Raw genomic sequence first — 6,000 nt, 5'->3', positions numbered from 1 at the left:
ATCGATCAGCCGTGGCGCATCATGACCATAGGACGCCGCAAATGGGCGCGTGGGTCGTGATCAATGCAGGTTGGTATAATGACCCGGTCAGCGTTTCCCCCGTCACGCTCACCAGGCTGACCGTAGCGAAGGCAGGGGCGCGCGGGTCGCGCGCAACGACGGTACGCTGGGACCCGGTATCCACCACGAAATTCCAAGGTCCTTTCCCATCGATGCGGATGGGGATCGTGACTGGGTCATCCGGAGGGGCGAGGGGACGGACGATAGCGGGCGGATCGCCTTGCTCCGGCTCCAGTGCATGAAGAGGCAGGGAAAGACAGAGCGAAGCCGACACCAGGGCACCGGCGAAACGGCGATGACCCATCACATGATCCCTTACACCACGCCGGGCCGAGCATATCACGCCGCGCGCTACGCAGCCATTGCCGCAACTGCTGCACCATCCACCGCTCAGAAGCGGAGCCAGCAGGATTTCCGGACGTTTGATCGACGAGCCGCCTTGACTTGAAGGCGGGCTGATCGCTAAACGCCAAACATTCTATCCCGGCCGTCCGGCACGGGTTTCCCAGGTTTCCAGCGCCGGGCCTTTTTCCCTCCACCGCCTCTTTCCATTTTCTCTCTCCATCGGACTCCAGTCGCATGCATCTCAAGGACCTCAAGAAGAAATCACCCGCTGACCTCGTGACCATGGCCGAGGATTTGGGGGTGGAAGGCGCCTCGACGCTGCGTAAGCAGGATATCATGTTCGCGATCCTCAAGGCTGAGGCGGAAAATGGCGAACAGATCATGGGCGAGGGCACGATTGAAGTGCTGCCCGATGGGTTCGGCTTTTTGCGCAGTCCGGAAGCGAATTTCCTTGCAGGACCCGATGATATCTATGTCTCGCCCAACCAGGTGCGCAAATTCGGCCTTCGCACCGGCGATACCGTGGAAGGCGAAATTCGCGCACCCAAGGATGGCGAGCGCTATTTTGCCCTGACCAAGCTGATGTCGGTGAACTTCGATGATCCGGAGGTCGTTCGCCACCGCGTCAACTTCGATAACCTGACGCCCCTTTATCCGACGCAGAAGCTGGTGCTCGACACGCTCGATCCGACGGTCAAGGACAAGTCCGCCCGCGTCATCGACATCGTTTCGCCGCAGGGCAAGGGCCAGCGCGCGCTCATCGTCGCGCCGCCACGTACCGGCAAGACCGTGCTGCTCCAGAATATTGCCAAGGCGATCACGGACAATCACCCCGAAGTCTTCCTGATCGTCTTGCTGATCGACGAGCGCCCGGAAGAAGTCACCGACATGCAGCGCAGCGTGAAGGGCGAGGTGGTGTCCTCCACATTCGACGAGCCCGCGTCGCGTCACGTCCAGGTTGCCGAAATGGTGATCGAAAAGGCCAAGCGGCTCGTGGAACACAAGAAGGATGTGGTGATCCTGCTCGATTCGATCACGCGCCTTGGCCGCGCCTACAACACAGTCGTGCCGTCGTCGGGCAAGGTGTTGACCGGCGGCGTGGACGCCAACGCGCTGCAGCGTCCCAAGCGCTTCTTCGGCGCGGCGCGCAATATCGAGGAGGGCGGTTCGCTTTCCATAATCGCCACCGCGCTCATCGACACCGGCAGCCGCATGGACGAAGTCATCTTCGAAGAATTCAAGGGCACCGGCAATTCGGAAATCGTGCTCGACCGCAAGGTGGCGGACAAGCGCATTTTCCCGGCGCTCGATGTCGGCAAGTCGGGCACCCGCAAGGAAGAGCTGCTGGTCGACAAGGCCAAGCTGTCCAAGATGTGGGTGCTGCGCCGCATCCTGATGCAGATGGGCACGGTCGACGCGATGGAATTCCTGCTCGACAAGATGAAGGATTCCAAGACCAACGAGGATTTCTTCGATTCGATGAACCAGTAAGGGTGCAAGCAGTTCTGGTTTGATCGGCATCGGATCTGAAGGCCACTGCCCACCTCCATGCCCGCGGCGAAGACTGCCGGGCGTGATCATGCTTCAAGGGGACGTCAGGCCGTCATGTTCGACCTTATCGCCACCGCTGCCGCTGCGGCGCAAAGCCTTGGCTCTCCAGCCGACGTCTGGGGCCATATTGTCAACGACTTCAGCAATATCGGCACGCCTGCTGCCTTGGCGGCATTCGGCCAGGTGCTGATGATCGACGTGCTCCTCGCCGGTGACAATGCGATCGTAGTCGGCGCGCTGGCAGCCGGCCTCCCGGCCGAGCAGCGCAAGAAGGTCATACTGATCGGCATCATCGCCGCGTTGGTGCTGCGGATCGGCTTTGCGCTCGTGGTGACGCAGCTGATGCAGATAGTCGGCTTGATCCTGGCGGGCGGGCTGCTGCTGCTGTGGGTCGCGTTCAAGATGTGGCGCGAATTGCATCCGCGCCGGGGGACAGAAACGCCCAACGACCTGAGTGACGATGACATTTCCGGCTTGCGCCCCGCCAAGAGCTTTGCTGGCGCCGCCTGGGCGGTCGCTGTCGCGGACGTGTCCATGAGCCTTGACAATGTTCTCGCGGTGGCCGGTGCCGCCCGGGATCATCCCGGCATATTGATTATCGGTCTGATCTTGTCGGTCGCTTTGATGGGGATCGCCGCGAACATCATCGCCAAATATATCGAGCGGTTTCGCTGGATCGCCTATCTGGGCCTCGCCGTCATACTCTATGTCGCGGTCAAGATGATCTACGACGGTATCGTCGATCATCAGGTGGGCATCCTCACCCTGTTCTCCTGACGAAAATGGGGTTCACCCCGTCGCTCTGGAAGGATCGGGGGGGGGGGGGCGCGCCCGATAGCGCGGCGGAGCGCGCTCAGGCTATGAGGCGCACAAGCATGAAGGCTTCCGCCGCTCGACAAAAGACCGACGCGCCGCGCACCGTCGCCAGCGCCCGCAGCGCTTCGATGGACCGCTCGTCAGGGAAGGATTGCACCTGGGATTCGAAGGCGGCGAAGGCGTCCAGTTTTACCTCCAGGGTGTCGCTGATATCGATGAACAAGTTCGGCACGAAGGCCGGCGTTATGCCGGGCGCCAGCCAATTGGTCTCTGACAGCGTCTCATAGGCCAGGATCAGTCTGGGCGCTTGCGCGTGACGCGGGCGCGCCGCGACCATGGCAGAGGTGAAAGCCAGCTGATGGTCGAGGTGAATATCGCCGACGAAGGGCACGAACAGCGCATCGGGGCGGAAATGGTCGATGATCGCGCCGATTCCGGCGTTGAGTTCGGCATGAGGAACGCGGTCGAGTGCGGCGGCGGGGAAGTCGCAGAAATGGGTTTCGCTGACGCCCAGGCGCTGATGCGCAACCTGACTTTCGCGCCGCACGCGCGCCGTCGCTCCCTCGGGGAAGTGCGGTGGGTCGCCGCGTGTCAGGACGCAGACCTGGATAGCGGCACCTTGTCGCGCGAGGCGGGCCATCGTGCCCCCGACGCCCAAAACCTCGTCATCGGGATGGGGAGCGATGACGAGGGCGCGTTCGATCTGGGCGAGCAGGTTCCGTCCGGGCGATGCCTGTTCCGCTGGCTCCGCCGAGAAGACGGAGGGCATGGCCGCGGAGGGTGATGCTGGATCGAGGTGCGTCCCGAACGCTTCCTCCGGCAGCCTGTAGAGTCCGTCCGTCACAGATGCCCCTCCCTTTCGCCGTCGCGCGTGCGTTGCCATTGGCCTAGCTACTCCGCCGCCACGGCCATGGCAGGCGCAGGCTTGCGGATGAGACAGTTGCCCAGCGCCAGCGTGTCCATGCCCGTGCCGAAGAATGTTCGCACCGCATCGACGGCGCTGCACACGATCGGCTCGCCCTTCACGTTGAACGAGGTGTTGAGCAGCACTGGCACGCCGGTCAACTCCTCGAACGCGCCCAGCAGCCGGTGGAAGAGCGGATTGCTTTGCTCATGCACCATCTGCACGCGCGCTGTGCCGTCGACATGGACGATCGCCGGCGCGTCCCGGGAGAGTTCCGGCTTGGCGCGAAAGGCGATGACCATGAAGGGAGCATTATCGCTCCGTTCCAGATAGCGGTCCGCTGCCTCCGCCTTCATGGAGGGGCAGAAGGGGCGCCAGGGCTCGCGATATTTGATGACCGCATTCACCTTGTCCCGTGCGTCGACGGTGCGGGGATCGGCCAGGATGCTTCGCTGCCCCAGGGCGCGAGGCCCAGCCTCCATGCGGCCCTGGAACCAGCCTACGATCCGCCCTTGGCTCAGATCTTCGGCGACCGAACGCGCGATGTCGTTCGGCCGGTGATAGTCTATGCCGCAGCGATTGAGCATCGCTTCAATCTGCGCGTCGCTTTCTTCCGGGCCAAGCGCCAGGGTGGCCAGCTTTTCTGGGCGGCTGCCGGTCTGTTGCCAGCAGGCGGCGAACGCCGCACCCGCCGCCGCGCCGCTGTCGGAACAGAGCGGATGGGGGAAGATATGCTCAATCCCCTCGATGTCGTAGAGCTTGCTGTTCATCTTGATGTTGTGGCCGACGCCCCCGCCGACGCACAGTTTGGTGCAACCGGTCTTCTTCTGGCCCCAGCGGACGAGCCTGGTCACCGCCTGCTCCAGCGCTTCCTGGACCACGAAGGCAAGATCGTGGTGCCATTCCTCGATGGGCTGGTTTTCGGAACGTGGGTCGCGCCCGAGCAGGCGAGGCAGATAGTCGGTAAAACGGTCGGACCAACTGCGCGGTCCATAGTGGATCATGTGCGGGTCCAGCTTGTAGCCGATGCCATCGTCGGCTGGCATCAATATCTGGTCGACCGCTGCCTTTATCGTGGCGTCGTGCTTGCCATAGGCGGCCAGCCCCATGACCTTATATTCGCCGTCATAGGCCTCAAAGCCCAGATATTCGGTGATGGCCGCATAGAACCAACCCAGCGAGTGGGGCATCGGGACCTCGTAGAGCGGCACGATGTCGTCGCCGATGCAGTGCCAAAGCACGGTGCAGAGCTGGTCGCCGGAGCCGTCCACGGTAATGCATAGCGCATCGTCGAAAGGTGACTGGAGGTAGGCGTGCAGCGCGTGGGTATAATGATGGGGCACGGGGTGGATGGGCGGCGCGGACTGCGCGCCCAAGGCCCTGCGCCAGGCGGCGTTATGGCGCGCCACGGTCACTTCGTCGGAAAAGTGGGTCAGTAGCCCGTTCTGCCAGGAAATCGTCTTGGCATCGACCGACCAGTCCTTGCGCATGTCCGCAAAGAAATTGCGCATTACCCCATTGGTGTAGGATGGCACGTCCCAATTGATGGCCAGGGCACGGACACTCGCGGCGTCGATGCCTCCTTGGTCCAGACAGAAGCGGAGCGCGCGGGATGGATACCAGCCCTTGGCATGCTTGTTGCGAAGAAAACGTTCTTCCTCGGCGAAGGCAACGAGGTGGCCGCAGCGTACGAGCGCGGCGGCGGGATCATAGCCGCCTTCGAACAGGCCGATAAAATTGTCCATTGTGCCTCCGTTTATCGCGAGGAAGGTTCGCTTGACCGGTAGAGCCTATGGTCTGAACGTCAGGCGCGGAATCTGCCAGTCGGCATACTTACTTCGGGGTTGGTCAAAGGAATCAGGTATTTCCCGTGCATTGCGAGCGGTCGGTTAGTTCGCGCAGGCTGGTGGGGCGACCCATTCGTTCGAGTATCGGCGCAGCCGCTCTTAAGGTGGCGCAGCGGCTCCGCGTCGCGCGATGCAATGCCGGATGACGCCGTGCCGCGGTCGACGACAGGAACACCAGCGGCGCCTGCTCCGCAACTTCGGACAGTATCGGATCGTCCAGCTCTTCATGGTAGACGACTCCCGGAATATCCAACGGTAGCTGATGCACCAATGGGTCCAGCGCCGCATCCACCTCGAAAGGGGAAATGCCATCGAGTAGAAGGATGACACGTCCTCTCTGGCTGGCTCTGTAGGCGAGTTGCAACAGCCGGTCGGGCAAGGAGCCATCCGGCCTCCGGGCAATTTCCAACAGGATAAAGGCATGCATCGCTCGCTCCTTTCGAAGTGCATATTACACCCCCGCCCGCTCCTCGGTAG

At 62.4% G+C, this 6,000-nt stretch carries 6 protein-coding genes; 2 read left to right on the top strand and 4 right to left on the bottom strand.

The genetic code is table 11. The features are described from left to right. Positions 1–19: 19 nt before the first annotated feature. Positions 20–364, bottom strand: coding sequence for a pepsin/retropepsin-like aspartic protease family protein (locus tag AAC640_RS13600; RefSeq protein ID WP_340267132.1), 345 nt, complete (start codon positions 362–364; stop codon positions 20–22). A gap of 275 nt (positions 365–639) precedes the next feature. Between AAC640_RS13600 and rho the strand changes: the two genes are divergently transcribed. Then, a complete protein-coding gene (gene rho, locus AAC640_RS13595; protein ID WP_340267130.1) occupies positions 640–1,896 on the top strand; it encodes a transcription termination factor Rho in 1,257 nt (418 codons plus the stop codon). 114 nt (positions 1,897–2,010) lie between these two features. Further along, a complete protein-coding gene (locus AAC640_RS13590; RefSeq protein ID WP_340267128.1) occupies positions 2,011–2,733 on the top strand; it encodes a YjbE family putative metal transport protein in 723 nt (240 codons plus the stop codon). Between the two features lie 76 nt (positions 2,734–2,809). Here AAC640_RS13590 and AAC640_RS13585 read toward each other — a convergent pair whose 3' ends face one another. The 3 genes from AAC640_RS13585 to AAC640_RS13575 form a co-directional block, all read right to left on the bottom strand. After that, entirely contained in the window at positions 2,810–3,616 is an 807-nt protein-coding gene (locus tag AAC640_RS13585) for a PIG-L deacetylase family protein (RefSeq protein WP_340267126.1), read from the bottom strand. A gap of 47 nt (positions 3,617–3,663) precedes the next feature. Next, positions 3,664–5,421, bottom strand: coding sequence for a carbamoyltransferase family protein (locus AAC640_RS13580; protein ID WP_340267124.1), 1,758 nt, complete (start codon positions 5,419–5,421; stop codon positions 3,664–3,666). A gap of 112 nt (positions 5,422–5,533) precedes the next feature. Next, entirely contained in the window at positions 5,534–5,950 is a 417-nt protein-coding gene (locus AAC640_RS13575; protein WP_340267122.1) for a hypothetical protein, read from the bottom strand. Between the last annotated feature and the right edge of the window lie 50 nt (positions 5,951–6,000).

The sequence above is a fragment of the Sphingobium mellinum genome (assembly GCF_037860795.1).
In the GTDB taxonomy this organism is placed as follows: domain Bacteria; phylum Pseudomonadota; class Alphaproteobacteria; order Sphingomonadales; family Sphingomonadaceae; genus Sphingobium; species Sphingobium mellinum.
Note: the sequence above shows the minus strand (reverse complement) of the source record. Positions and strands in the feature narration are given on the sequence as shown.

What these genes read in the sequence shown, in the direction of transcription:
- AAC640_RS13575 (WP_340267122.1), bottom strand. Translation starts at nt 5,950, where the DNA reads ATGCATGCCTTTATCCTGTTGGAAATTGCCCGGAGGCCGGATGGCTCC.
- AAC640_RS13590 (WP_340267128.1), top strand. Translation starts at nt 2,011, where the DNA reads ATGTTCGACCTTATCGCCACCGCTGCCGCTGCGGCGCAAAGCCTTGGC.
- AAC640_RS13580 (WP_340267124.1), bottom strand. Translation starts at nt 5,421, where the DNA reads ATGGACAATTTTATCGGCCTGTTCGAAGGCGGCTATGATCCCGCCGCC.
- AAC640_RS13600 (WP_340267132.1), bottom strand. Translation starts at nt 364, where the DNA reads ATGGGTCATCGCCGTTTCGCCGGTGCCCTGGTGTCGGCTTCGCTCTGT.
- rho (WP_340267130.1), top strand. Translation starts at nt 640, where the DNA reads ATGCATCTCAAGGACCTCAAGAAGAAATCACCCGCTGACCTCGTGACC.